This window comes from Nocardia noduli, assembly GCF_019038455.1.
In the GTDB taxonomy this organism is placed as follows: domain Bacteria; phylum Actinomycetota; class Actinomycetes; order Mycobacteriales; family Mycobacteriaceae; genus Nocardia; species Nocardia noduli.
Genome location: NZ_JAFMPL010000017.1, coordinates 35630 through 61528, shown reverse-complemented (window position 1 = coordinate 61528; position 25899 = coordinate 35630). Strand labels below are relative to the sequence as shown.

Annotated in this window: 27 protein-coding genes; 16 read left to right on the top strand and 11 right to left on the bottom strand. The window is 68.1% G+C overall.

From position 1 onward, the window contains the following. The 3 genes from ilvD to JZ792_RS13040 all read left to right on the top strand — a co-directional run bounded on the left by ilvD (position 1) and on the right by JZ792_RS13040 (position 2989). Positions 1-1710: a dihydroxy-acid dehydratase gene (gene ilvD, locus JZ792_RS13050; RefSeq protein WP_216910387.1), complete on the top strand. Its 1710-nt coding sequence runs from the start codon at positions 1-3 to the stop codon at positions 1708-1710. 86 nt (positions 1711-1796) lie between these two features. After that, the gene (locus tag JZ792_RS13045) at positions 1797-2399 is read left to right on the top strand and encodes a ClpP family protease (protein WP_216910385.1); all 603 of its coding nucleotides are present in this window, start codon (positions 1797-1799) and stop codon (positions 2397-2399) included. Continuing rightward, positions 2396-2989, top strand: a complete 594-nt coding sequence (locus JZ792_RS13040; protein ID WP_216910384.1) for a ClpP family protease — start codon at positions 2396-2398, stop codon at positions 2987-2989. Before JZ792_RS13045 ends, JZ792_RS13040 begins: the two co-directional genes overlap by 4 nt. 10 nt (positions 2990-2999) lie before the next feature. Here the strand turns inward: JZ792_RS13040 and JZ792_RS13035 are convergent, their stop codons facing one another. Further along, positions 3000-3380 carry a helix-turn-helix domain-containing protein gene (locus JZ792_RS13035; RefSeq protein ID WP_216910382.1) on the bottom strand — a complete coding sequence of 127 codons (381 nt, stop codon included), beginning with the start codon at positions 3378-3380 and terminating at the stop codon, positions 3000-3002. Positions 3381-3509: 129 nt separating this feature from the next. Here JZ792_RS13035 and JZ792_RS13030 point away from each other — a divergent pair, with 129 nt between their 5' ends. Then, positions 3510-4241 (top strand): histidine phosphatase family protein, encoded by a 732-nt coding sequence (locus JZ792_RS13030; protein ID WP_216910380.1) that lies wholly within the window; start codon positions 3510-3512, stop codon positions 4239-4241. Positions 4242-4250: 9 nt separating this feature from the next. Here JZ792_RS13030 and JZ792_RS13025 read toward each other — a convergent pair whose 3' ends face one another. Both JZ792_RS13025 and JZ792_RS13020 read right to left on the bottom strand, forming a co-directional pair. Beyond that, on the bottom strand, positions 4251-4679 hold the full coding sequence (locus JZ792_RS13025) for a nitroreductase family deazaflavin-dependent oxidoreductase (protein ID WP_216910378.1): 429 nt from the start codon (positions 4677-4679) through the stop codon (positions 4251-4253). 266 nt (positions 4680-4945) lie between these two features. Beyond that, positions 4946-5758, bottom strand: coding sequence for an AraC family transcriptional regulator (locus JZ792_RS13020; RefSeq protein WP_256461413.1), 813 nt, complete (start codon positions 5756-5758; stop codon positions 4946-4948). 53 nt (positions 5759-5811) lie between these two features. On the opposite strand from JZ792_RS13020, the gene JZ792_RS13015 reads away from it, so the two are divergent. Next, positions 5812-6495: an alpha/beta fold hydrolase gene (locus JZ792_RS13015; protein ID WP_216910373.1), complete on the top strand. Its 684-nt coding sequence runs from the start codon at positions 5812-5814 to the stop codon at positions 6493-6495. An 81-nt stretch (positions 6496-6576) separates the two neighbouring features. Here the strand turns inward: JZ792_RS13015 and JZ792_RS13010 are convergent, their stop codons facing one another. Next, a complete protein-coding gene (locus JZ792_RS13010) occupies positions 6577-7152 on the bottom strand; it encodes a DUF4232 domain-containing protein (protein WP_216910371.1) in 576 nt (191 codons plus the stop codon). Positions 7153-7494: 342 nt separating this feature from the next. Continuing rightward, positions 7495-7929, bottom strand: a complete 435-nt coding sequence (locus tag JZ792_RS13005; protein ID WP_216910369.1) for an aggregation-promoting factor C-terminal-like domain-containing protein — start codon at positions 7927-7929, stop codon at positions 7495-7497. 232 nt (positions 7930-8161) lie between these two features. Here JZ792_RS13005 and JZ792_RS13000 point away from each other — a divergent pair, with 232 nt between their 5' ends. From JZ792_RS13000 to JZ792_RS12955, 10 genes are all read left to right on the top strand, one after another. Beyond that, positions 8162-8761 carry a sulfite oxidase-like oxidoreductase gene (locus JZ792_RS13000; RefSeq protein WP_109523394.1) on the top strand — a complete coding sequence of 200 codons (600 nt, stop codon included), beginning with the start codon at positions 8162-8164 and terminating at the stop codon, positions 8759-8761. Next, complete coding sequence (locus JZ792_RS12995) at positions 8758-9468, top strand: ferredoxin reductase (protein ID WP_254189741.1); 711 nt, start codon at positions 8758-8760, stop codon at positions 9466-9468. The genes JZ792_RS13000 and JZ792_RS12995 overlap by 4 nt, the downstream gene beginning before the upstream one ends. 2 nt (positions 9469-9470) lie before the next feature. Next, positions 9471-9773, top strand: coding sequence for a DUF6510 family protein (locus tag JZ792_RS12990; RefSeq protein WP_216910365.1), 303 nt, complete (start codon positions 9471-9473; stop codon positions 9771-9773). A 468-nt stretch (positions 9774-10241) separates the two neighbouring features. Then, positions 10242-10787 carry an MSMEG_0572/Sll0783 family nitrogen starvation response protein gene (locus JZ792_RS12985; RefSeq protein WP_216910363.1) on the top strand — a complete coding sequence of 182 codons (546 nt, stop codon included), beginning with the start codon at positions 10242-10244 and terminating at the stop codon, positions 10785-10787. A gap of 8 nt (positions 10788-10795) precedes the next feature. After that, positions 10796-11854, top strand: a complete 1059-nt coding sequence (locus tag JZ792_RS12980; RefSeq protein WP_216910361.1) for an MSMEG_0568 family radical SAM protein — start codon at positions 10796-10798, stop codon at positions 11852-11854. A 55-nt stretch (positions 11855-11909) separates the two neighbouring features. Beyond that, the gene (locus JZ792_RS12975) at positions 11910-13343 is read left to right on the top strand and encodes an MSMEG_0567/sll0787 family protein (protein ID WP_216910499.1); all 1434 of its coding nucleotides are present in this window, start codon (positions 11910-11912) and stop codon (positions 13341-13343) included. Then, complete coding sequence (locus JZ792_RS12970; RefSeq protein ID WP_109523388.1) at positions 13340-14278, top strand: carbon-nitrogen hydrolase family protein; 939 nt, start codon at positions 13340-13342, stop codon at positions 14276-14278. The genes JZ792_RS12975 and JZ792_RS12970 overlap by 4 nt, the downstream gene beginning before the upstream one ends. After that, positions 14278-15549: an MSMEG_0569 family flavin-dependent oxidoreductase gene (locus tag JZ792_RS12965; protein ID WP_216910359.1), complete on the top strand. Its 1272-nt coding sequence runs from the start codon at positions 14278-14280 to the stop codon at positions 15547-15549. The genes JZ792_RS12970 and JZ792_RS12965 overlap by 1 nt, the downstream gene beginning before the upstream one ends. A gap of 12 nt (positions 15550-15561) precedes the next feature. Further along, complete coding sequence (locus JZ792_RS12960; protein ID WP_216910357.1) at positions 15562-16422, top strand: carbon-nitrogen hydrolase family protein; 861 nt, start codon at positions 15562-15564, stop codon at positions 16420-16422. Further along, positions 16413-17519, top strand: a complete 1107-nt coding sequence (locus JZ792_RS12955; RefSeq protein WP_216910355.1) for an MSMEG_0565 family glycosyltransferase — start codon at positions 16413-16415, stop codon at positions 17517-17519. The genes JZ792_RS12960 and JZ792_RS12955 overlap by 10 nt, the downstream gene beginning before the upstream one ends. Before the next feature lies 1 nt (position 17520). On the opposite strand, the gene JZ792_RS12950 is transcribed toward JZ792_RS12955, so the two are convergent. Continuing rightward, positions 17521-17985 carry a DUF7144 family membrane protein gene (locus JZ792_RS12950; RefSeq protein WP_216910353.1) on the bottom strand — a complete coding sequence of 155 codons (465 nt, stop codon included), beginning with the start codon at positions 17983-17985 and terminating at the stop codon, positions 17521-17523. A gap of 143 nt (positions 17986-18128) precedes the next feature. Continuing rightward, entirely contained in the window at positions 18129-18479 is a 351-nt protein-coding gene (locus JZ792_RS12945) for a hypothetical protein (protein ID WP_216910351.1), read from the bottom strand. 443 nt (positions 18480-18922) lie between these two features. Here JZ792_RS12945 and JZ792_RS12940 point away from each other — a divergent pair, with 443 nt between their 5' ends. After that, entirely contained in the window at positions 18923-22294 is a 3372-nt protein-coding gene (locus tag JZ792_RS12940; protein WP_216910349.1) for an ATP-binding protein, read from the top strand. 14 nt (positions 22295-22308) lie between these two features. Here the strand turns inward: JZ792_RS12940 and JZ792_RS12935 are convergent, their stop codons facing one another. The 4 genes from JZ792_RS12935 to JZ792_RS12920 all read right to left on the bottom strand — a co-directional run bounded on the left by JZ792_RS12935 (position 22309) and on the right by JZ792_RS12920 (position 25886). Further along, the gene (locus tag JZ792_RS12935; protein WP_216910347.1) at positions 22309-22506 is read right to left on the bottom strand and encodes a hypothetical protein; all 198 of its coding nucleotides are present in this window, start codon (positions 22504-22506) and stop codon (positions 22309-22311) included. A gap of 76 nt (positions 22507-22582) precedes the next feature. Further along, positions 22583-23173, bottom strand: coding sequence for a hypothetical protein (locus JZ792_RS12930; RefSeq protein ID WP_308165283.1), 591 nt, complete (start codon positions 23171-23173; stop codon positions 22583-22585). 144 nt (positions 23174-23317) lie between these two features. Next, the gene (locus tag JZ792_RS12925; RefSeq protein ID WP_216910345.1) at positions 23318-23740 is read right to left on the bottom strand and encodes a MerR family transcriptional regulator; all 423 of its coding nucleotides are present in this window, start codon (positions 23738-23740) and stop codon (positions 23318-23320) included. A gap of 97 nt (positions 23741-23837) precedes the next feature. Continuing rightward, a complete protein-coding gene (locus tag JZ792_RS12920) occupies positions 23838-25886 on the bottom strand; it encodes a M3 family metallopeptidase (RefSeq protein WP_216910342.1) in 2049 nt (682 codons plus the stop codon). Between the last annotated feature and the right edge of the window lie 13 nt (positions 25887-25899).

Here is a 25899-nt window from a genome sequence, read left to right as displayed (position 1 = left end):
ATGACCACCACGAACCGGCCCGGAGCCGACATCAAGCCGCGTAGTCGCGATGTCACCGATGGACTGGAGAAGACCGCGGCGCGCGGAATGCTGCGCGCGGTCGGGATGGGCGACGCCGATTTCGCCAAATCCCAGATCGGTGTCGCGTCGTCGTGGAACGAGATCACCCCGTGCAACCTGTCGCTGGACCGCTTGGCCAAGGCGTGCAAGGACGGTGTCTTCGAGGGCGGCGGATACCCGCTGGAATTCGGCACCATCTCGGTCTCCGACGGCATCTCGATGGGCCACGAGGGCATGCATTTCTCACTGGTCTCGCGCGAGGTCATCGCCGACAGCGTCGAGACGGTCATGCAGGCCGAACGGCTCGACGGTTCGGTCCTGCTCGCGGGCTGTGACAAATCGTTGCCCGGCATGCTGATGGCGGCGGCTCGGCTCGATCTGGCCAGCGTCTTCCTCTACGCGGGCTCGATCCTGCCCGGTATCGCCAAACTGTCCGACGGCAGCGAGCGCCAGGTCACCATCATCGACGCCTTCGAGGCGGTCGGCGCCTGCTCACGCGGACTGATGTCACGCGAGGACGTCGACGCGATCGAACGCGCGATCTGTCCCGGCGAGGGCGCCTGCGGCGGCATGTACACCGCCAACACCATGGCCAGCGCGGCCGAGGCGCTCGGCATGTCGTTGCCGGGCAGCGCCGCGCCGCCCGCCACCGATCGTCGCCGCGACGGTTTCGCGCGGCGCAGCGGCCGGGCCGTCGTCGCCCTGCTCGAACGCGGAATCACCGCGCGCGACATCATGACTCGCGAGGCGTTCGAGAACGCCATCGCGGTGGTGATGGCCTTCGGCGGTTCGACCAATGCCGTGCTGCACCTGCTCGCCATCGCGCACGAGGCGGAAGTGCCGCTCACCCTGGACGATTTCGCCCGGGTCGGCGCGCGCGTGCCGCATCTGGCCGATGTGAAACCGTTCGGCAGCTACGTGATGACCGACGTGGACCGGATCGGCGGCGTGCCGGTGGTCATGAAGGCCCTGCTCGACGCCGGTCTGCTGCACGGTGATTGCCTCACCGTGACCGGGAAGACGGTGGCGGAGAACCTCGCCGACATCGCCCCGCCCGACCCGGACGGAAAAGTGCTGCGCGCCATGTCGGCTCCCATCCATCCGACCGGTGGCATCACCATCCTGCGCGGCTCGCTCGCCCCCGGCGGCGCCGTGGTCAAGTCGGCGGGTTTCGATTCCGATGTATTCACCGGCACCGCAAGAGTTTTCGAACGCGAGCGAGCGGCACTCGACGCGCTGGAGGACGGGACGATCACCGGCGGTGACGTGGTCGTCATCCGCTACGAGGGCCCCAAGGGTGGACCGGGTATGCGCGAGATGCTCGCCATCACCGCCGCGATCAAGGGCGCGGGCCTCGGCAAGGACGTACTGCTGCTCACCGACGGTCGTTTCTCCGGCGGCACCACCGGCCTCTGCGTCGGCCACGTCGCCCCCGAGGCCGTCGACGGCGGCCCCATCGCCTTCATCCGCGACGGCGACCGGATCAGCCTCGACGTCGCGAACGGCACCCTGGACCTCGACGTGGACGAGCGGGAACTCCTCGCCCGCAGCCAGGGCTGGAGTCCGCTACCGCCCCGCTACACCCGCGGTGTGCTGGCGAAATACACCAAACTGGTCGGGTCGGCATCCGGCGGCGCGGTATGTGGTTAGCCTGCGGCGGAACCTCGCTGCTGTGAGCGGATCCGCTGTGGGCAGCGTGGCGCGAAATCCGGGCGCCGGGGGTCCACCGTGGAGGCATGGCTGACGACGACAAGAATCCGATGTTCGGTTGGCGCGCACGAGAGCAACTGCTCGGCCGCCGGATAGTGGTGCTGGACGGACCGCTCGACGACGACAACGGCACCCTGCTGATGACGCAGTTGCTCACCCTCGCCGCCGAGGACGGCGAGGCCGGGATCTCGCTGTGGATCCATTCACCCGGCGGGTCGGTGCCCGCGATGCTCGCCATCCGCGACGTCATGCGGCTGATCCCCTGCGAGGTCTCCACGCTGGCACTCGGATTGGCGTGCAGCGCCGGGCAATTCCTGCTGTCGTCGGGGGAGAAGGGCAAGCGTTTCGCGTTGCCGCACGCGCGGATCCTCATGCACCAGGGTTCGGCGGGTATCGGCGGAAGCACCGTCGACATCGAAGTCCAGGCCGACGATCTGCGCCACACCGTGGACACCGTGCTCGGCATCATCGCCGAGGACACCGGCCAGCCCTTCGACCGTATCTACGAGGATTCGCTGCACGACCGCTGGTTCACCGCGCCCCAGGCCGAGGAATACGGCTTCATCGACCACATCGTCGGGTCCTTCGCGCAGATCGTCCCGCAACGGCATCGGATCGGAATCTCATGAGCAGCTACACGATTCCCAATGTCATCGCCCAGCATCCGCGCGGCGGGGAACGCGTCACCGACATCTATTCGCATCTGCTCGCCGAGCGGATCGTCTATCTCGGCACGCCGATCGATTCGGGCGTGGCCAACGCGCTGATCGCCCAACTGCTGCACCTGGAATCGGAGAGCCCCGAACAGGAGATCCAGCTCTACATCAATTGCGAGGGCGGCGATCTGCCCTCCATGCTCGCCGTGTACGACACCATCCAGCACATCGGCGCGCCCGTGTTCACGACCTGCGTCGGGCAGGCCATCGCGGTCGGCGCGGTACTGCTCGCCGGGGGCGCGCCGGGCCATCGCGCGATGCTCCCGCACGCCAGGGTCGTCCTGCACCAGCCCGTCGCGCGCGGCCAGGGCGCGATTCCCGATCTGATCATCCAAGCCGACGAACTCGTGCGTATGCGCGCCGAGATCGAGACGATTCTCGCCGTACATACCGGGCAGACCGTCGAACGGCTGCGTCACGACACCGACCGGGACCGGGTCTTCACCGCCCAGGCCGCGGTCGAATACGGACTCGCCGACCTGGTGATGCGCAAGCGCGACTGAAACCGTTCGGTCAGGCCGACATTCGCAGTGTCGGCCTGGTCTCGGACCGCAGCAGCGGGCGCACCGGCACCGTCGGACGGAGCGATCGCAATTCGACGGCGATCAGTTCGGTGAGTTCACCCAGGGTGACACCGAGCGCCCCCGCGAGCGCGGCGATCATCTCGCTCGACGGTTCCTTGCGCCCACGTTCCACCTCGGACAGGTACTGCGGCGAGATACCCGCCCGTTTCGCCGTCTCGGCGAGGGTGTCGCCCCGTCGCCCGCGCAATTCGCGCAGGCGTTCGCCGAGCAGTTCCCGCCACAGCGGTTCCGGCGCGGATTCACGTCGCGGCTGCCGAGGCCGGTCGTCACGACCTCCGGGAATCGCGTGCAGTCTCGGATGCTCGGTCATGGTCCGAGCGTACGGTTCCCGGCCGCGCGACCTCGCTTGTTACGCTCTGGGCAGAATCGCTCGCCGGTGCACGACGTCGGGATTCGAGGGAACCGGCGTCGGCGCCGTCACGTCCAAGAGGGTATGAGCGTGAAACTGCCCACCGGCGATGCCGCCGCGTCCGTCCGTCCCTGCGCGCACGGTGAGAACGTGGGTCCGGCCGCATTGCTGTACGCCGTCCGGCACGGGCAGAGCACCGTCAACGCCGGAATTCGGCCCGCGACCCCCGCCGAGGCCGACGACATGCGCATCGAACTCACCGAACTCGGCCGACGGCAGGCCGCCGCGTTCGGACGTTGGCTGGCCTCGCGCCCGGCGGCGCGGCGCCCCGAATTGGTCCTGTGCTCGCCCTACTTGCGCGCGGTGACCACGTGGCACCTGGCCGCGGCCGAATTCGGGCCGACCGGGGTCGACCTGCCCTGCCTCGAAGTCCACGATCTCCTCTACGACCGCTACCGCGGTGAACGCTCACACCTCTCGATTTCGGAGGTGCGAGAACGGTTTCCACGGGAGTTCGCGGCCGAACAGGCCGACCCGCTCGGCTTCCGGCCGCCGGGCGGTGAGTCCTTCCACGACGTCGCGGAACGACTGCGCGAGGTCGCGGCACGGATAGAACGCGACCGTCGGCATCGCAGCGTCCTGATCGTGGCACACGACGCCGTCGTCCTGATGTTGCGCCGAATCCTCGAAAACCTCCGCGACGACGAAATTCTCGCCATCGCGGAGGACGGCCTCGCGGGTAACGCCTCGGTCACCACCTGGGAGCGGGACGAACGCGGCTTCCGGTTGACGTCCTATGACGAGCGCGCCCATCTCGCATGAGCCGGACGGTCAGGATCGGCGCAGCGCCAGCACCGGGATCGTCCGCACACCTTTCGTCTTCTCCTCGTATTCGGCGAACCCCGGGTAGCGCCCGGACTGCACGGCATAGATCTGATCGCGCTCCGCACCGGTGACCTCGGTGACCGCGACCCCGAAGCTGTCGGTGCCGAGCTCGACCCGCGCCTCACCCGCCGTGGTGAGGTTGTAGTACCAATCGGGATTCGTCGGCGCGCCCGCCTTCGAGGCGAAGACGTAGATGACGCCGGGATCCTGCTCGTCGGACAGATACATCATCGGCGTGATGCTGTCCTTCCCGGAGCGCCGACCCCGATGATGGACCAGCACCATCGGCGCGCCTTCGAACTGCCCCCCGACCTTGCCCTCGTTTTCCCGGAACTCGTCGATGATCGCCTTGTTCCAGTCGTCGTAGTCGCTCATATGCCTCATCCTGGTCGCTGCGAGCAGCGTCGGCGAGCCGCCGCGCGGGGCGCCTTCTTCCGGTGGCGGAGACACCGTCATCGGGATTTCGCAGCACTCGCCGCGGCGACTCCGGCGGGCCGCGCGACGTGGGGTGGGATCACCGATATGTACTCTCTCGATCCGGATCCGGTCGGACCGGGAGTTGGCTGGTTCCCTCCGAGGTGTGGGGGCAGGGGCTATCGACGCACCAGCCGGATCGATTTCAGGGCATCTCCGGACCGGAGTTAGGCGGTCGTGTCGTCGCGTTCGCGGCCGCTTCGATAGCGGCCGGGGGTGCTACCGATGATGCTTGTGAACGTGGCGATGAAGTGGCTGGGGTTGGCCCATCCGCAGGCGTGTGCGACATAGGTGGTGTCGTGGCCGTCGGCCAGCAGCACGAGGGCGTGATAGAGGCGTAGCTGTGTGCGCCACTGGTGGAAGGTCATGCCGAGTTCGTCATGGAACAGTCGGCTGATCGTGCGCGCGCTGGCCCCGATCGCCCGGCCGAGTTCGGGCAGCGGGGTGTTGTCCGCGGGTTGCTCGTAGAGCATCCGCGCGAGAACCCGCAGCCGGTCGTCACGCGGTTCCGGCAAGTTCAGCGGCTGCTCGTCGGCAATACGCAACTCGTCGACGAGGACTCGGCGGACGCGAGCGAGCGGTCCCCGGTTGACGCTCGCTGCGTCGGCGTCATGGACGCGGGGGCCGGTGAGGGTGAGCAGGGCGGCGCGGGCCAGGGCGGTCGCCGAGAACACGGCGGGCTCCTCGGGCAGCAGCCGCGCGAGCGGCGCAGGCAGGAACAGGATGCGCATGTCGGTTCGTCCATGGGCGCGATGACGATGTGCGAAGCCGGCTGGGGTCCAGGCCACGCGATTGGCGGGCACGATCGAGGTGCCGCGCCCGGTGTGGACGGCGAGGACGCCTCGGGCCGCGTAAACGAGGTGCCCACGCTGGTGTGAATGCAGCGTGCTCATTGCACCGGACGGCCACAGGTGCACTCCGCCGGACGGCCAGAGAAATGCCGCTTGGGCAGACTCGTGAGTTTGGCGGCTATCAGGCATAATATGGCATTCTATCGGTAGCACGCCGCGCGGCCGCTGGTGATTATCGACGTATGACGACGTTCATACTTGTACCCGGCGCATGGCACGGATCCTGGTCCTTCGAGGCGGTGGTTCCGCTGTTGGAGCGCGCCGGGCACACCGTTCACGCTCTGACCTTGACCGGTTTGCGACCCGACGAGGACAGCGGCACCGTCGCGACCGCCAACCTGGACACCCACGCCGGTGACGTGTTGACACGCCTCGATCGCGGGAACATCAGCGGCGCGACGCTGGTCGGCCACAGCTACGGCGGGATGGTGATCGCGGCTGCTGCCGAACGCGCGGGCGGGCGGGTCGCACGACTGGTTCACCTCGACGCTTACGTCCCGCGCAACGGTGAATCGTGTTGGTCGTCAACGACCGAGCGCTACCGGCAGGCGTTCGTCGCCGGCGCCGTAGCCACCGGCTACGCGGTCCATCCCCCGGAAGGCGGCGATCCCCGCCGCCAGCCCCATCCACTCGCCTCGCTCCTGCAATCGGTTCGCCTCACCGCGGCCGTTGACCAGGTCCCGAGCCGCGAGTTCATCTACTGCTCCGGCTGGGAAGACCGCACACCCTTCACTGAACTCCGTGCCCGGCTCGACGCCGATCCTCAATGGCAAGTCCACGACCTGCCAACGGGTCACGACGCGATGCGTGAGGCCCCGGAAGCAACCGCCGCCATCCTGCTGGGATCGCGAGCCGTGATTCGATGACGCACGCAAACGCCCCGCTGTCCATCGAGGGCCGCCGTCGCCTGATCGAACGCTGCCGGACACTACGCGCGCAGTACTCGGCTAGCGCGACCAGGAGTACACCGGATACACGGCGTATTCACAGCCCTGGGTCGTGACCGAGACCTTCCGGGTATCGGTGGTATTCGGTGGCGTGGTGAGGAATTCGGTATACGTGGAGCACGCCGCGCTCTGGCGGGCGATGACGGTCGTCTCGACCACCGCCTGCGCGCCGTGGTCACGGTCGAGCACCACGGTCGGCGGGGTGTCCTGGCCCTGCGGCAACCCGCCGGACAGGGCACCGCGCGGTGTGCGGACCGCATCGACCTGCGGACCGCCGGTGACCGCCGTGACCCCGGGATAGCCGGTCAGACTGCACGCCCCGCTCGCACCCACCACCCAGTAGTTCAGCTTGAACCCCACCGTCGTCCCCGCCGAGTTGGTGATCGGCTCGGCATCGAAGTTCAACTGACCGTCCGCGCAGGCGGGCACCTGCCCCCGAGGCTGCCCCTGCGCTGCGTCACCTTGCGCCGCCGCGGCCTCCGGCGACGCGGGCTCGCTCGTACACCCGGTCAGCACCAGCGCCGCCGCGCCGAGCACCGAGAACACCCCGGCGGTGGTGGCGATTCGTTTCGTCATGAACAACCCCTCATGGTCGAGTCGGAACCGGAAGCGTCCTGCTCCCGTTCGACGTATCCATCCCCCCGTAGGGATGATCCCGTCGACATCGAATCGCCCGCCACCCCCACGCCCGTTAACGCCCTCGCGGACAAACCGTTCCATGACTCAGCTGTCCATGGCGCCCGTCGCGCCGAGCATCTCCTATGCTGCTCAATGGATTTCGAGATATCGTCCGAGTGCGTCGTCGAGTTCGGCCAGGCAGTCCCGGGTGAGGTTGCCGACCCAACTTTTCACGTAGGCGGTATCGACTGTTCGTATCTGATCGATCAGCGGTATGAACTCACGCGGTCGACGGGGTTGTCAGTACCAGTGGTTCTGTTGCCAGAATTCCCAGGCGCCCTGGGGACTGCCGTATCGGTCGACCATGTAGTCGTAGGTCCAGCGGATCTGGGTCAGGGGGTTGAAGCGCCAGTCGAGGCCGTGGGTGCGCATCTTGTCGGGGGGCAGGGCCTGGCCGATGCCGTAGGCGCCGCTGGTGGGGTTGGTGGCGAAGACGTCCCATCCGCTCTCGCGGGTGATGATGTTGTCGAAGGCGGGGAATTGGTGGACGGGGACGATGGTCAGTGCCATCGCCTTGAAACTTCCGCGCACGAGGGTGAGCGCGAGTCCGGCGACGGGGACGGCGGCGATGTTCTGATCGTCGGGGATGGCGGTGACCGGGCCCGCGGTGGCCGGGGTGGCAGTGATTCCCAGGGCGCACGCGGTGACGGCGATGGCGAGAACCAGACGCTTCATGGGCGAACAGCTCCTTTGCGAGGGGGTGTGCTCATGACCGAGCAAACCAGGAGTTATCCGAACCGTGATGTAGGTGACCCGGCGTGTCAGCGGGGGAAGGGGGATCCGGGCGCCGTGTCCGGGCGTCCGGTGGCCTCGGCAAACCGCGCGCGCGGGCCCGCCCGGCTCTAGGATGACGATCATGGTCGCGGGTAGCCGCGGGCCGGTGTTTCCCGACCGGAAGGATGAACAGATGAGTGTCTTCTCGCCTGGATTCCGAGGTCGTTCGCGCCCGGCGGGGCACCAGTTGCCGCCGGGGCAATACGAAACCGACGATTTTCCTGTGCTTTCGGCGGGGCCGACACCGCGTATCTCGCTCGACACGTGGACGTTCACCATCGTCGACGAGACCGGTGGACGTCACAGCTGGAATTGGGCGGAATTCAACGCTCTGCCGCAGACCAGTCCGCACGTGGATATCCACTGCGTCACCCGGTGGTCGAAATTCGACACCGACTGGGTCGGCGTCTCCCTGGACACGCTGCTGGAACCCGTCGAGACGCAGGCCGAATTCGCTCTCGCGGTGAGTTACGGGGGCTACACGACCAATGTGCCGCTGGAGGATCTCACCGACGGCAAGGCGTGGATCGTGCATCGCTTCGGCGGTCATGATCTCGCACCCGAACACGGCGGTCCGGCGCGGCTGCTCATTCCGCACCTGTATTTCTGGAAATCGGCCAAATGGGTGACCGAATTGCGGCTGCTCGATGAGGACGAACCGGGTTTCTGGGAGAACGCGGGCTATCACGATTACGGAGATCCGTGGCGCGAGCAGCGGTATCAGGGCGATTGACCACCTGGCGGGCGGCCGAACTCGTCGCGGTGCGAGCCGAGACGGACACGGCCCGCACCCTGACCCTGCGGGTCGAGCGGTGGCCGGGACATCTGCCCGGTCAGCACGTCGACGTGCGGCTGACCGCGCCGGACGGGTACCAGGCCGAACGCAGCTATTCCCTAGCGTCGCCGGCCGACGGTGATCTGATCGAACTGACCGTCCAGCGGGTGCCGGACGGCGAGGTCTCCGGCTATCTGGTCGACGGGCTCGAGGTGGGGGAGCGGATCGAGATCAGGGGGCCGGTCGGCGGGTGGTTCGTGTGGAATCCCGAGCGCGACGGTCCGGCGCTGCTGGTCGCGGGCGGTTCGGGGATCGTGCCGATCATGTCGATGCTGCGGGCGCGCCGTCGCGCGGGCGTCGGCAAGCCGGTTCGGGTGATCTACGCGCTGCGCGATCCGGGACAGCTGTTCTACCGCGACGAACTCGCGGCGGACCCGGATCTGTTCCTGGCCTATTCGCGGGCGGCTCCGCCCGGGGATCCGCGTCCACCCGCTCGGCTGTCCGGCGCGGAACTGACCGACCACGGTCTCACGCCCTCACCCGAACTCACCTGTTACGTCTGCGGACCCACCGGATTCGTCGAATCCGTCTCGGCCGCACTGGTTTCCATCGGGCATGAGCCCGCGCGCGTCAGAACCGAACGCTTCGGACCGAGTGGGAGATAGCCATGGGTGAACAATCGGCCCCGTTGCCGATCTACGCGGACGACAGCCACGTCGACGGAAACGCGCTGGCGGGTCCGCTCTCGGAGATCTTCGTCGGCGACATCACGATCTGCGCGTGCCGTTGCGGCGTCTGCGGCGCGACCGCCCCGCTGGCGCGCGCCATGGTCTACCTGGGCGCGGGGGCGGTGGTGCGCTGCGCGTTCTGCTCGGCCATCGTGCTCCGCCTGACAACGACACCGCAGGGCCGCTGGCTCGATCTGGGCGAGGGCGCGTCGCTGTGCTTGCCCGCGCCCGATCAGCCCTGAGCCGGTCGAGACGTGCCGATGGTGGCCATACCGTCGGCGCGGCGGCGGTGGGCGCAGCCGCGGCCATGAGCAGGTGTCGAGCCTCGGACACGATCGACCGTTGCCGGTATCCGGCGACCGACCCGGCCGAGGCGCAATATTTCGCCGTTGTTTCGCGCCACCGTCACCCTGTGCTGTCCGTGTTAACGCGCCGGCGTTGAATCGCTGGTCACCGATTACCCGGAAGCAACTCGTGCGTGTTCCGGATGCGGTCTCGAACACACCGAACGGATCTGAATATGTTGTGGGACAGTCTTTTACGGCAAATGGAAGCGCCGCCACGACGGTGAGCGTCCGGTAATCCCCAATTCGTCCCGATGTGACCAAACGGAAATGCCCGGGGCGTGAACTCTATTCATCGGCTCGCACCACGAACAAGCGAAGCCGGTGTATCGCGTCACTCGCATCCGAATACATCCAGGAGCTGTCATGGCCGCACCCACCACTTCGCCGACGGAGATCGAGAAGCAGATCGAGGAGAACATCGCGAAGTCGCTCGCCGAGATCCCGCATCCGGCGTTGCCGCAGGGCACCAATATCTACGGTTCGACGAAGATCTTCCCGGACTACCAGGCGGAGGCGGGCGAAACCTATTTCACCCTCGTGCACGGCATCGCGCACGAATCCTCGGTGAGTTTCGTCGCGATCTTGCAGGCCACCCGGGCTCTGCGCAAGGGTTTCGAGTCGGCGATCTACTTCTACGGTCCCGGCGCGATCAACTGCGTCGCGACGCGCGGCTTCCCGACCACCGGTGACAGCGGGTTCCCCGGTGAGCAGAACATCAATCAGGCGCTGGCGACCTTCATCAAGGAGGGCGGCAAGGTGTTCGCCTGCCGGTTCGGTCTCGCCCTGCACGGTGCGCGCGAAGAGGATCTGATCGAGGGCATCATTCCCGCCCATCCGCTCGACGTGCAGGACGCGCTGATCCATTACGCGCGCAAGGGCGCGATCATCAACTCCACCTACCAGCTGTAGGCGCGATCATGGCCGACCTGTCAACGCGAGTCGATCTGGCGCTCCTCGGAATTCGCGTCGATGTTCCCGTGCGCCGTCGGTCCGGGGCGGGACCGAGTGACGACGGCCATGTCCTGATCGGGGGTGCGGGCGCCGCCGTCCCCCTCCGTTCCGAGAGTCCGTACGAGATCAGGGCGAACCGGCTGTTGTTCGACGGCACCGATATCGGTGTCGCGGTCGAGCCGGTGCGCCGACCTCGTTTCTACGATCTGAGCACCGCCGACGGGGTGGCCTACGACAAGATCGCCAAATTGCACGGCGCCGATGTCCTGGCCACGACCGTCGTGCAGACCTGTATCCGCTACGGCGAGGATCAGCGCTGCCGTTTCTGCTCCATCGAGGCGTCGCTGCGGGCGGGTGACACCGTCGCGGTCAAACGACCCGATCAGCTCGCCGAGGTCGCGGCCGCCGCCGTTCGCCTCGACGGTGTCCGGCAGATGGTGATGACCACGGGAACCTCGGCGGCGGCCGACCGCGGCGCTCGCCATCTCGCCCGCTGCGTGCGCGCGGTGAAGGCCGCCGTGCCGGAGCTGCCGATCCAGGTGCAGTGCGAACCGCCGGGGGATCTCGGCACGATCTCCGAATTACGCTCGGCCGGTGCCGATTCCATCGGAATCCACGTCGAGTCGCTGGACGATCGGGTGCGAGCGCGGTGGATGCCGGGCAAGTCGACGGTGCCGTTGAGCGAGTATCGCGCGGCCTGGGCCGAGGCGGTGCGCGTCTTCGGCCGCAACCAGGTGTCGACCTATCTGCTGGTCGGGCTCGGCGAGGACCCGGACGAATTGGTCTCGGGCGCCGAGGAACTCATCGAGATGGGCGTGTATCCGTTCGTCGTTCCGTTCCGGCCGCTGGCGGGAACCCTCGCCGTCGATGTCGACCACGCGGTCGCGCCGCGGGCCGCGTTGCTGGAGGACGTCAGCCGTCGGGTCGGCGCGGCACTGCGCCGTGCCGGGATGCTCGGCGCCGATCAGAAGGCGGGGTGCGCGGCCTGCGGGGCGTGCAGCGTACTGCCGAACGCGGGAGGTTGACATGGGCGCCAATTTCGGCATGGGCACCGACGTCGGCATGGGCACCGTCAGGGATATGTGGACCGATCAATTCGCCACCGCGCCTGCGCCTTCGCTGGACTATTGCGTGCTGTCGGGGCATCGGGAACCGGCCGAACCGCCGTCCGGGTATCTGATCGGACCGGCCGACGACCGGCGGCTCGCGGAATACCGGGCCATGCGCCGGGAGAATTTCGTCGTCGAGCAGGGGCTTTTCGCCGGATCCGATTCCGACGACATCGATGACGATCCGCGCACCACGGTGCTCGTCGCCCTCACCCCGGACGGCGTGCTGCTCGGCGGTGTGCGCGTGGCCCCGGTCACACCGGTCGATATCGGGTGGTGGACGGGAAGCAGGCTGGTGGTCGACTGTCGGCTGCGCACCAAGGGCGTCGGGCAGGCACTGGTCCGCGCGGCGTGCGCCTTCGCGGAGAACTCCCAGGTGCTGCGCTTCGAGGCGACGGTCCAGGCGCGGTACGAGCGGATGTTCGCCGGACTCGGCTGGATCCGGTTGGGCGAGTGCGTGGTCGGGCAGACCGATCATGTGCGGATGCGCTGGCCGATCGACCGGGTCGGACGTTTGGCCCACGCCACCAAGGGCATGCTCGCCGCGGCGCTCGCGCCATTGCGCGGAGACTCGATGGCACTGGGCGGCAGTGGTTTTCGCGGCGACGACGGCGCTCCCGTACCCGGTAGCGATCTGGTGGCCGCCTGTGACGCGATCATCCCGTCCATGGTCGAACGTGATCCGGAATGGGCGGGCTGGTGCGCGGCGTTGGTCAATCTCAACGATCTCGCCGCGATGGGCGCGCGGCCGGTCGGCATGCTGGACGCGGTGGGCGCCCCGACGCGCTCGCTGCTGACCCGGGTGCTGCGCGGCCTCGGCCGGGCCAGCGAGATATGGGGTGTGCCGGTCCTCGGCGGGCACACCCAGCTCGGCGTGCCCGCTGCGCTGTCGGTCACCGCGCTCGGCCGCACCGCGCATCCGGTGCCGGGCGGCGGCGGGCAGGTCGGGGACGAATTGCGTCTCACCGCGGATCTCGGCGGCGGATGGCGCGCGGGATACACGGGCCGCCAATGGGATTCGTCCTCGCATCGCACCGGAACGGAATTGCGGCAACTCGGCGAGTTCGTCGCGCGGACGCGTCCGCACGCGGCCAAGGATGTCAGCATGGCCGGGCTCGCCGGTACCGCGGGCATGCTCGCTGAGGCGAGCGGGGTTGGCGTCGAACTCGACGTGTCGCGTATCCCACGACCATCGGAAACCACTGTCGCGGAATGGATCACCTGCTTTCCCGGTTTCGCGATGATCACCGCCGACCGGCCGGGCGCGCCGATCGCCCCGGCCGGACCGGCCACCTCCGCGGTGTGCGGAGTCCTCACATCGACACCAGGGGTCACCTTGCGCTGGCCCGACGGAACGACCACGGTCGCGGTGCCAGGCGCCGTCACCGGATTGGGAGAATCATGAGCGAGCACACGATATCGGTGGCCGCCGCCGAATTCGGCCGCGATATGGACGCCTGCTACCGCACCATCGAGGCGCTGATGACACAGGCGCGCGAACGCGGCAGCAGCCTGCTGGTCCTGCCCGAGGCATGTCTTGGCGGCTACCTGCCGAGTCTGGGCGGCGGCGGGGAGAGCGAGGAGGCCAAACAGCGCAGGCTGAGCAGTCTGCCGCCTGCCCTCGAACTCGACGGTCCCGAACTGCGCCGGATCATCGCCATGGCGGGCGATCTCGTCGTCACCCTCGGTTTCTGCGAGGCCGACGGCACGGCCAGGTACAACGCCGCGGTCACCCTGCACGGCGACGGCATCCTCGGCTCCTACCGCAAGGTGCACCAGCCGCTCGGCGAGAATCTCTGCTATTCGGCGGGTTCCGAATACCGGGCCTTCGACACTCCGGTCGGTCGGCTGGGCATGCAGATCTGCTACGACAAGGCCTTCCCCGAGGCCGCGCGCAGCCTCGCGCTCGACGGCGCGCGGATCATCACCTCCCTGTCGGCCTGGCCGACGGCGCGCACCGCGACGGTCGAACGGCTCGAGGACGACCGATGGAAACAGCGCTTCGATATCTACGACCGCGCCCGCGCGGTGGAGAACCAGGTCGTGTGGGTGGCCTCGAATCAGGCGGGGTCCTTCGGTTCGCTGCGTTTCGTGTGCAGTGCGAAGGTCGTCGGACCCGGTGGTGAGGTGCTCGCCGACACCGGTGTCGTCCCCGGGCTCGCCACCGCGACGGTCGACGTCGACGCCGCGCTGGAACAGGCGCGCGGAGGCGGGATGTACAACCTGCGCGACCGGCGGCCCGAGCTCTACCACCGGGTCGTGCAACGGCACGGGGTCGTCGGCAGGCCCGACAGCCCGGAGGCCGAACTCGTCGCGTCGGCGAATACGGGCGGCCAGTGATGATCGACGACTCGAATACGGCTGCGGCCGTGGAACATCGGGAGGTCGTCGTCATCGGCGGCGGCCAGGCGGGACTGTCCATGAGCTGGCATCTGACCGCCCGCGGCATCGACCACGTCGTCCTCGAACGCGACACCCTCGCGCACGAATGGCGCGACAGCCGCTGGGACAATTTCACCCTCGTCACCCCGAACTGGCAGTGCGTCCTGCCCGGATATTCCTACGGCGGAACGGATCCGGACGGATTCATGTCCCGCGCCGAGGTCTACGACTGGGTGCGCGCCTACGCCGACACATTCGGCCCGCCGGTGCGCGAACACGTCGAGGTCGTCTCGGTGACGCAGTCCCACAGTGGCGGATTCGACCTGGAGACCACCGCGGGTCCGCTGCGCGCGGATCAGGTCGTTGTCGCGGTCGGCGGCTATCACGTGCCGACGATTCCGCGATTCGCGGAGAAACTGCCGCACGGTATCGAACAATTGCACTCGGCCGAATACCGCAACGCGGACGAACTGCCCGCCGGTGGCGTTCTGGTCGTCGGCACCGGCCAATCCGGGGCGCAGATCGCCGAGGACCTGCACCTGGAGGGCCGCGCGGTGCATCTGGCCACGGGTGACGCGCCCCGGGTCGCCCGGTTCTACCGGGGCCGCGACTGTGTGGCGTGGCTCCAGGACATGGGCCACTACGACATCCCCATCCAGCAGCAGCCGGGCGGGCTCGGCAAACGCGAGAACACCAATCACTATGTCACCGGACGCGGCGGCGGTCGCGATATCGATCTGCGCCGATTCGCCACCGAGGGAATGTCGCTCTACGGCCGGATGGTCGACATCGTCGACGGCGCGGCGGTATTCGAGCCGACCCTGACGCGTTCGCTCGACGCCGCCGACGCGGTCGCGGAGAGCATCAAGGATTCCATCGACGTCCACATCGCCCGAACGGGTATCGACGCGCCCGTCGAAGCCAGGTACCGGCCGGTGTGGCGACCCGAACGCGAAATCACCGAACTCGACCTGCGCGCGGCGGATATCGCGACCGTCATCTGGTCGGTCGGATTCCGCACCGACTACCGGTGGTTGCGCGTCGGCGTCTTCGACGGCGCGGGCCATCCCTGTCACCACCGCGGCGTCACCGATATCGCCGGACTGTATTTCCTCGGGCTGCCGTGGCTGCACACCTGGGGTTCGGGCCGCTTCGCCGCCATCGCGCGCGACGCCGAACACCTCGGCGAGCGCATCGCGGCCGGTGCCAGGGAAAAAGCCGCGGCCTGAGACGGAGCCGAGATGCCCCTCACCCGAATAGCGGCCGTCGCCGGGCATTTCGGCGCCGATATCGGCCGAGCGCTCGACAAACTCGCCGGAATCATCGACCGGCTCGGCGCTGACGGCGTCGACCTGCTGGTCCTGCCCGACGCGACCCTCGGCGGCTACCTCGGCGACCTGAGCAATCCCGATCCGGCGCACTGGCCCGAGGCGATCGACCCCGACGGTTCCGAGATCGGGATGCTGTGCCGGATGGCCGGGGCGATGACGGTCTGCGTCGGATACGCCGAGCGCGCGGGGCAGCGGCGCTACAACGCGGCGGTCTGCCTCACCGGCGACGGCGTACTCGGCCGTCACCGCAAGGTGCACCAGCCCGCGGGGGAGCATCTGGCCTACGCGGCAGGCGACCGATTCGCGGCCTTCGACACCCCGGTCGGGCGGCTCGGCATGCTGATCGACTACGACAAGACCTTCCCCGAATCGGCGCGCACGCTGGCTCTGGACGGCGCGCGCACGATCGCGGCGCTCTCGGCGTGGCCAGCCAGCGTCACCGATCGCGCCTCGCGTATGCCCAACGACCGGCAGGCGCGTCTGTTCGACCTCTACGACCAGGCGCGGGCCGCCGAGAACCAGGTGGTGCTCGCCTCGTCCAATCAGACCGGCATCACCGGCAGACTGCGCTTTCTCGGTCAGGCCAAGGTGGTCGGTCCCGGTGGCGACATCCTCGCCAAGACGTGGTCGAAAGGCGGTCTCGCCGTGGCGGATATCGATATCGACGCCGAGGTGGACCGGGCGAGGCGGGTACTGCGGCACCTGGACGAGCGCCGCACCGATACCTATCACAATCTGTTGCGAGACAAGGCCTGCCGACCATGCGAATAGCGCTGCTGACCTATTCCACCAAGCCGCGCGGTGGTGTCGTGCACACCCTCAATCTGGCCGAGGCGCTGGCACGGGCGGGCGCCGAGGTGACCGTGTGGACGCTGGGCAGGGGTGGCGACGCCGCGTTCTTCCGTGCCGTCGATCCGGCGGTGCGGGTCGTGGTCGTGCCGTTCGCCGGTTCCGACACCGAGACCGTCGGCGCGCGGATCCTGCGCTCCATCGACACCCTGCGGGCCGCGTTCACCCCGGACGAGTACGACATCGTGCACGCTCAGGACTGCATCAGCGCCAATGCCGTCGGTGACTGCGTCCGCACCATCCACCACCTCGACGATTTCACCACCCCGGAACTCGCGCGCTGCCACGAACGCGCTATTCGCGATCCCTACGCGCGCGTCTGCGTGTCGGCGGCCGTCGCCGCCGAGGTGCGGGAGCGCTACGGATTCGCGCCCACCGTCATCCCGAACGGGGTGGAATACGACCGATTCGCGCGAGCCGCCGAACCGTGCGCGGACGCGGACCGGCGACGGTGGCGCGATCGGCTCGGCCGGTACGTGCTCGCGGTCGGCGGCATCGAGCCGCGCAAGGGCAGTATCGATCTGCTCGAAGCCTTCGCGATACTCGGCGAACCGGGAACGCGTCTGGTCTTCGCCGGCGGCGAGACACTGTTCGACTACCGCGAGTACCGCGCGCGATTCGACGCGCGCGCAGAGGAACTCGGCATCGACGTCACGGTTCTGGGCCCGGTCGCCGACGACGAACTCCCCGCACTCGTCGCCGCCGCGACGGCACTGCCGTTCTTCTCCGTCAAGGAAGGTTTCGGGCTGGCCGCGATGGAGGCGCTCGCCGCCGGAATTCCGGTGGTCGCCCGCGATCTGCCGGTGCTGCGCGAGGTGTTCTCGGACGCGGTCACCTACGCGACGACGCCGCGCGAACTGGCGGAGCGACTGCGGCACGCGCTGCGGCCCGACGCCGCGCGCCGTGAGCGCGGACGCGTGGTCGCGCGCGGGTTCGATTGGGACAGTGCGGCCGTCGCGCACCTGCGGTTCTATGCCGGGGTCGCCGAGTCGGATCCGCGGCGATGGCGAACCGCGTAGATCACGCCTCGCGAAGGTCCGGGGTCGCCGCTACCGGGCGCAGCGGCGCCGGATGCCAGGCCGCGATCGCCCAGACGACGACGACATCGATCGCGATGACGAGTATCGACCACGCCGGATAGCGCGGCAGCGCGAGAAAATTCATGATGATCGACAGCACCGCGAGGCAGATCGCGGCGTACCTGCCCCACATGGTGCCGGTGAGCAGACCGATCGAGCAGAGCGCCAGAACCCCGCCGAGGGCGATGTGGATCCAGCCCCACGACGTGGCGTCGAACTTGTAGATGTATTCGACACCCGCGCCGTAGAACTCGTCGTCCAGCAGGGCGGAGAGGCCCTCGAAGAACGAGAGCAGCGCGGCGGTGAACAGAAGTATCGCCGTGGCGAGGGATGTGCCTTCGGCGACCCGTTGCCGGAGGGGGTGTCCGGCACCGGCAGGTGGTTCGATATCAGACGCGTAAGTCATGGTCGACCTTTCCTGTTCCGCTGTGAATCGAAATAGGGTGTTGTTCCTGATCCATTCTTTCGGCGAGCGCTCTGTCGAATCGGTGGACGGTTTTTCCGAGGGTGGCCGATTCCGGCGCCCCCGGTCGCGGACGCGCGTCGGGATCAGACCGCGGCGAGCGGGACGAACGGTCCGTAATCGCGGACGTGCCCGTCCATCCACTCCCACACCGAGGTGCTGTCGACGGCGACGCCGCGTTGCAGGCACAGCCGCCAGCCGACGGTCGTCTTCTGCCAGATATCCCCGTCGCAGTCGCGATACAGACCGGTGCGCGCCGGTTCTCCCGCCTCACCGGCGATATCGGCCTGCGGGGTGTCGACGGGCGCGGCGCTGCCGAGCAGGCGATCGGTGAGTGCCACCGTCTGCTCGGCCAGTCCGAGCAGACCCGCGAGGATGGCGGCACGGTCCGGAGCGACGAGCGGCTGCGCGGTACGTACGTCGGACGAATCCATCATGGGAACTCCTGAGTCGAGGAAATGTGTTCCGAATAATTATCCGATGGCGCGCTTCCAGATGCCTTCCGCGCCGCTTCCATTCGGCTTCCATTGTGGTTCGATACCGTTTCGTGATATCTTGCCCGACCGCGATCCGGGTGACGGATGAATAGAGTATCGGTATTCCTCGGAAGTTCGGGATCCGAGGGCCCGGTGGATCCGGGCGCGGCCGGAAAACGCGATGTGTCATGTATTCGCGGATCATCCCGGCGTTGTCGCGCAGTCCGTCCGGTATATGGCTGGTTCCGATCCGGCGGTAGGTGTTCTTGTGTAGCAACGTGTTTGCCGACACATCTCGATCACTACCGTTTGTAAATTCTGGTACTCACAGGTAATTTGACGGACAATCATGCAAACTAAACGGTAGTTTTTCGAATATCCGGCGGTTGGAGGGGCGTCGTGCCATGACGGAGCTACAGGTTCGAGTGTTCGGCCCGCTGCGAGTCTCATTGGATGGCCACGCAGCCCGTATCGGAACGGGACGGCAGCAAGCCGTACTCGGTCGCCTTGTCCTCGCAGGTGGGAAAACGATCGCGGTCGACAGACTGGCCGAGGATGTCTGGGACGGTGCGCCGCCCGCCCAGGCGTCCGCTGTTCTACAGGTTCAAATACATAATCTCAGAAGGGTTCTCGAACCCACGCGAAGACCGCGCACGCCCGCCAGGATCCTCGTCTCCGAGGCGGGTGGATACGCGTTGCGATTGGACGCGGGCAGTGTCGACGCATGGCGATTCGAGGAGTTGCTGCGGCTGTACCAGCTAAAGGCGCACAGTGTGAACGATCGCCCGACGGCGGGCGAGCGGTATCGGATGCTCGACGAGGCATTGAATTGCTGGCGCGGCAATGCCTTCGAATCTTTCCCAGGCGCCTCATGGGCCACAGCCGAGGTAACGCGGCTGACCGATTTAAGAATTTCGGCGACCGAGATGCGGGCCGAAGCCGCGTTGGAACTCGGTCGTGTCGGCGAAGTGATCGCCGTAATGCGACAGCAGGTCGAAGAGAATCCCGGACGTGAAGAGAGCGCGCGGCTGCTCGCTTCCGCCCAATACCGTGTCGGCCAGCAGGTGGAAGCGCTGGCGACGCTGCGCCGCACCCGTGAGTTTCTGCGATCCGAATTCGGGATCGACCCGGGCCAGCGGCTGAACGACCTCGAGTCGGCCATCCTCAATCAATCACTGGAGTTCCACCGCGATGTCGGCGCCGAGGATTCGATATCCCTACGGAATCCGCAGGTGGGAGCCGGTATCAGGCCGGGCAGGGCCACCGTGGCGACCGCCGCCGCCTTCTATCCGCGCCAACGCGCGGCCATTCAGGCGACAGCGACCGAGACGCGGGCGGACGGACTGCGCGTCATCTGGTTGATGGGTGAATCCGGCACGGGGAAAACGGCGCTCGTGGCGGGAGTGCTCGGCGGTCTGGCCGCCGAGGGGTGGACGACCGCCTCGGGGCAATGCCCGGAGATCGACGGCGCGCCGCCCGCGTGGGTGTGGACGGAGATCCTGGCCGAACTCGGCGGTGCGCCCGACCCCGCCGAATCCAGGCAGGGGCCGATAGACCCGTTCACCATCGCCCAGGCGGTCGCGTCGAGGTGCCGTGAACTCGCGGGCGGGGGACCGGTCGCGATCGTGCTGGAGGACGCGCACCGTGCCGAAGCCGCCACCCTCCAGGTCCTGCGGCAGCTGGCCACCTGGCTGCACCGGGAGCCGGTCCTGATCGTGATGACGGTGCGCGGGTCGGAACTGACACCGCTGTTGCGGGCCACCGAGGCGGCGATCGCGGACCGGACCACCGAACGGGTGCAGCTGTCCGGACTCGACCTCGCCGGGACGCGCGAGATCACCCGCCAGGTCGGTCTGGCCTCGATCGACGACGAGACCTTGCGCGTGCTGCATCGGCGCACCGGCGGCAATCCGCTTTTCATCAGGGAACTGTCGAAATTGCTTGCCGCGCGGGGTGATCTGATCGGTCTGCCGGAGAGTATCCGCGCGGTGCTGATCGAACGGATCGAGCGTCTGCCCGCCGGTGTGCTCGCGGTTCTGCAACATCTGGCCGTGTGGGGCCGGGCGGTCGATATCGACACCCTCGCCGAGTTGTCCGGCGTCCCCGAGGAAAGTCTGGTCGACCTGATCGACACCGCGGCGGCCGCAGACCTCGTCACCTTCGACGGATGCGGCCGGATCATGCCCGACCATCCGCTGATCCAGGATTCGGTCTACGACAGCATCCCGCCGCTGCGCCGCAGTCGGATGCACTGGAACGCCTTGGCGCTCATGGAGAGTCGTGAACCGGGCGGAGGGGCGGACCTGCGTGAGGCCACCGCGCTGGCGTATCACTCGGCGCGCGGGGCGACCAGGACCACCGCGCCGCACGCCCTGGAACACGTCACCGCCGCCGCGCGGATCTGCGACAGTCTCGGCATGCGCGGTGACGCGACGCGGTGGTGGCGGGCCGCGGTCGGATTACACGAATTGGCCGACCACACCATGAGTTCGGCCGCGCGGGCCGAACGGGAGAGTTTGCTCGATACCCTGTGCGCCTTCACGAACGCGCTCGCGTTGGACGGCCGGGTCCGCGCGGCCAGGGCGGTCCAGGAACGGGCGCTCGGCCTGGCCGAGAGCCTGTCCGGCCACGATCAGGTGGTCCGCGCCCTGACCTGCTGGCGCGCGCCGGTGGTGCACGGCATCCGGGACTGGTATCCGCGTGACAGCCGGGTGCACGATGCCCTGGCCTCGGCCATCGCGCGGGAGAACTCGCGTCACGACGAGGCGTGGCTGCTCGTCGCCCTCATCTTCGAGACCCCGTTGGGCGTCGGCACCGATTCGACGCGTCAGCGGGCCGCGCGGGCGTTGGAGACGGCCCAGGGCAGCGGTGATCTCGAATTGTTCTGTGCCGCACTCAATGCCGCCGCCTACACCACGGTGGGATCGGCACGGCTGGACCGGTGGCGCGTCCTTGCCGACGAACTGCTGCGCGTATCGCTGGACGCGCGGTCGCTGGATTACCAGGCACTGGCCCACTACATGCGTTTCCGGGTGGCCTGCCGCGATGTCGACCTCGCCGAGGCGAGCAGACATGCCGTGCGCGCGCTCGAATGCGCGATTCGCGGTGAATCCCAGCAGCTGCTGAGCCAGCTGGTGGCCTTCCCCGCGGTGGTGCGGGTGCTGCGCGGTGAGCTGAGCGCCGCCGAATCCGATTATCGGCGTTTCGGCGCGGCCATGGCCAGGACCGGGATCACCGACGAGGAGGCGATCCGCGTGACGGGCGCGGTCACCATCGCGTGGGCGCGCGGTGACCTGTCGGTCGTGCTGAACCGGGTGGCGCGGTGGTTCGTGGCGGAACCGGAGCTGGTCGCCCAGCTCTACGTCCTCGCGCTGATCCACGCGGGCGATTCGGTTCGGGCCCGCGCGATATTCCGCGAGTACGACCGGGTGCCCGACGGTTTCCACTGGCAGGTGATGTCGGCGTTGCGCGGGTACGCGGCGGTGGCGCTCGGTGAGGTGGACGCGGCGGGCGAGATGTACGACGCGTTGCGTCCGCATTCCGGCACCTTCATCGGATTCGACAGTGGGGTCACCACTTTCGGTCCGATGGACGCTCTGCTGGCCGACCTGGCCGAACTGCGCGGCGACGCCGACACCGCGGCGGCCATGCGAGCGGCCGCGGAAACGCTCGTCGTCGACGTCCGCAGATCGCTGGATTCCCTTGCGCCGCTGCTCGACTCGATCGACGAACGGTGCGGCGGATCGACCTCGGACAAATCGGAGCGTCTGCGCTGAACGCCCGTTCCCGGCTACTCCTCCGGGAACGGGATCAGTTCCAGATGTTGGGCGGCGGGCGCCGAACCGGTTCCGGGTCCGGAAACCGGGCTGACGCCGCCGCGATGCGCGGCGAGCCACTGCCCGCACACGCATCGCAGATAGCGGACCGAGCCGTGCGACGACACATACATCGGTGCGGGCCATGAGCAGGTCGGGCATTCGGTGGCCATGGCGCCAAGCCTGGATAACGACCGCCGGTATTACAACGACCGCTTCGGCGTGGCGACCGGTCGGAATACTGGCGGTTCAGCAGTAGTGACACACGCCACTGGCGGGCAGTTGGATGAAACACTCACCGCAGACGCGCTGGCGGGTCGGCTGCGCGGTCTCCTCCTGCGGCGGTTCGGGCTGCGCCGTCTGCCGTGCGGTATCGGCTGAGCTCGCGGCGTCGGCGGCTGGCGCCGTCATCGTCGTCATCCGCCTGCGGGCCGCCACCTTGGGGGTCAGCGGCGGGACGGCGCCGTCGGCGGGCATACCGGCGCCGAAATGCTGGTAGCACTGCCAGCGCGCGTAGGCGGCGTGCAATTCGAGATCGTCGGGGATCGGGAGCCCGGCCAGTTCGAGGACGTAGCGGTAGGCGTCACCGACGGTCTGGTTCTGTCGCACGCACAGCGCGGTCAGCGGCGGCTCGCCCGCGCGGTGGCAGCGTCGCGCCACCTTGCGCAGGATGGCGTCGATCCAGGTGCGGGTCGGGGCCTCGGTCTGGACTCCCGAGGTCTCCTGCACCTGCTCGGCCAATTCGTTGACGGTGATGAAATGTCCGTAAGCGGTAGCGGTTTCGGACAGTACGGCATGGGCCGCCAGAGCCCACGCCACCGTCGCATCCCGGAATGGCACCGCCGTTCCGTCCGCCGTTCGCCTTGCCCCTGCCGTCGTCGCTACGGATGCCCTCGTCACCCGAATAATTTAACCCCTCGCTTTCTCGCGAATCGACCGGGCTCCCGGCGCGGGTGCCCACCGGGGGTGGTGGCGGCGAGGTTTCTACGCGCCCGGACGCAGACCGATCGGTGTGAGTTCGCATTTCGGCGGCGCGGCGGGCCGTCGGTCCACACTCGGCTCACCCGGTGCGTCCAGCCGGGTGCGAATCCACTCCCTGACATCGCGTAATCGCGCGATCCTGTCGTCGAGTTCGCCGAGTTTCCTGCGGTAGATCTCCGACGACGCCGGGCACGAATCGCCGGTGGGGAATCCGGCCCTGAGGCATTCCACGAACGGCCTGATCTCCTCCAGGTCGAATCCGCAGTCCTGAAGGGTCCGGATCTGGCGCAGGATCAGCAGATCGTCCTCGTCGTAGATCCGGTAGCCGCTGTCGTCGCGCCGCGCGCTGAGCAATCCACGCGATTCGTAGTACCGCAGCGCGCGCGTGGTGGTCGCCGAGCGCCGGGCCAGCTCTCCGATACGCATCCGTGAGTCCTTCCCTGGCGAGGCATCCCGCTGCCCGATATCGACGCTAGACATTGACCTCGACGTCAAGGCAAGGCGAAAAATTCCCGCGCGGGGCTCACCCGCCCAGACCGCGCCTGGCCAACAGCGGCTCGATCTCGGGGGCCCGGCCACGGAAACTCTCGAAGGCCTCCAGCGGATCGACCGAACCACCCTTGGCCAGCAGCGCGCGACGGAAGATCTCGCCCTTCTCCCTGATCGACGCCGACCCGTCCTCGAACCACGCCACGGTATCGGCGTCGAGCACTTCGCTCCAGATATAGGAGTAGTAGCCCGCCGCGTAGCCACCGGAGAAGATGTGAGCGAAATAACCCGTCCGGTACCTCGGTGGAATCGCGGCGATGGCGAGTCCGGCTTTGCGCAGGGCCTCTTCCTCGAACGTCGCCGCGTCGGTTCCCGCCAGCGCCTCCGGATTCGGCACCCGGTGCCAGGCCCAGTCCAACAGCGTCGCGCCCAGATACTCGACCGTGCGGAAACCGGTCCCGAAGCGTTCGGCGGCCTCCATCCGGTCGAGGAGTTCGGCGGGCATCGGCTCGCCGGTCTCGACGTGGCGGGTGTAGTTGGCCAGCACTTCCGGGCGCGACATCCACATCTCGTTCACCTGCGACGGGAATTCCACGAAATCGCGCGGCACCTCGGTCCCGGCGAAGAACGGGTAGCGCACATCCGAGAAGAGCCCGTGCAGCGCGTGCCCGAACTCGTGGAACAGCGTCCGCACGTTGTCCCAGCTGAGCAACGCGGGCGTACCCGCCGGTGGTTTCGCGATATTCAGGTTGTTCACCACCACCGCGCGCGTTCCGAGCAGCCCGGACTGCGCGACGAGTTCACTCATCCACGCCCCGCCGCGTTTGGACGGCCTGGCGAAGAAGTCGCCCAGGAAAAGGCCGAGGGCGTCGCCGTCGGCGTCGAACACCTCGAAGACCCGCACATCCGGGTGGTAACCGACCAGATCGGCCCGCTCGCGCAGGGTGATTCCGAACACCAGTCCCGCGGCGTGGAACACACCGTCGACCAGGACCCGTTCGAGTTCGAAATAGGGCCGTAACGCCTCGGCGTCGACCGAGAAGCGTTCGGCCCGAACCCGCTCCGACCAGTACTGCCAATCCCAGGCGCGCAGTTCGGCCTCCGCACCCGCACCGCGCATCGCCGCGGCCAACTCCCGCGCCTCGCGGTCGGCGTTGGCCACCGCGGGCCCGACGAGCCGCCCGAGCATCTCCTCGACGGCCTCCGGGGTTTTCGCGGTCTGATCCTGGACCGCGTACGCCGCGTGATCGGCGAAGCCGAGCAGCGCCGCGCGTTCGGCCCGCAATGCGGCGATCCGCACGGCGAGAACACTGTTGGCGTCGTCGCCGAAGCCACGGCTCAGTGAGGCGTTCATCACCCGGCGGCGCACGTCCCGGTCGGCCAGTTCCGCGAGGACCGGCTGATTCGACACGTTCTGCAACCGCAGGGCCCAGGCCCCGTCGTATCCGAGATCACGGGCGTTGCGGGCTGCGGCCGTCACCGCCGACGCGGTCAGACCGGCCAGTTCGTCCTCGTGGTCGAGTACCAGCGCGGCCGCGTTGGTCGACTCGAGCAGATTCTGTCCGAATTCGGTGGCCGCGGAAGCCAGTTCGGCGTTGAGTTCGCGCAGTCGCGCCTGTCCCGCGGCATCCAGTCGCGCGCCCGCGCGCACGAATCGAACGCGGTACTGCTCCAGCAGGCGGTGATCTTCAGGGTCGCCGTGGCCTTCGAGTTCGCCGCGACGTTCGTAGAGCGCCTCGATCCGGGCGAACAGGGCCGGGTCCAGGTAGATCGCGTCCCGGTGCGCGGCCAGGCGCGGCGCGATATCGGCCTCGATCGCCTTGGTGGCGTCGGTCGAATCGGAGGAGGCGATGGTGAAGAACGCGTTGGCGACGCGCGTGAGCAGCGCGCCGGAACGTTCCAGCGCGACCACGGTGTCGGCGAAGGTCGGCGTGGCCGGACCCGAGGTGATCGCGGCGATCTCGGCGAGCTGTTCGGCCATGCCGCGCTCGAACGCGGGCAGGTAGTGCTCCTCCCGTATCTCCGCGAACGGAGGCAGCTGATAGGGGAGCGTGCTCGGCGCGAAGAACGGGTTGCTCGTCATATTCCGACCATAT